Source organism: Pseudolactococcus piscium, assembly GCF_002441695.1.
GTDB classification, from domain to species: Bacteria; Bacillota; Bacilli; order Lactobacillales; family Streptococcaceae; genus Pseudolactococcus; species Pseudolactococcus piscium.
In genome coordinates, this window is the sequence record NZ_JXJW01000070.1 from 1 (window position 1) to 400 (window position 400).

Annotated in this window: 1 protein-coding gene; it reads left to right on the forward strand. The window is 32.2% G+C overall.

Features of this window, described 5'->3' with window-relative positions:
* A partial coding sequence (locus RU86_RS11870; RefSeq protein ID WP_143468141.1) for a transposase occupies positions 1-264 on the forward strand: 264 nt, incomplete at its 5' end.
* Positions 265-400: the final 136 nt, after the last annotated feature.

Sequence of the window (400 nt, forward strand, 5' to 3'; positions counted from 1 at the left end):
AAAGGTGCTGAACTTTTTACCTGTCTTAAAAACACACGTTGTAAATCTCTTAAGGCAGACGATAAAATGTTTAATAAAATCATTTCGAAAATACGTGTCCGTATTGAACATGTATTTGGCTTTGTTGAAAATTCAATGCATGGTTCTAGTTTACGTTCTATTGGATTCGATCGAGCTGTTTTAAATACTGACCTTACAAATCTGACTTATAACTTATTGAGGTACGAACAAGTTAAACGTTTAAATCTCAAAACATGGCGGTAATCTGTCTAAAATAAGAATAAACAGTCAAGTGGCGTCTGTAACATAAAGAAAAACACAGTAGACTATGCTTAGTTTTCTGTGTTTTTTTCTAATTTCATTTAGAGGTGAATTAATTGGTAGTTATTAGAGGTGCCCT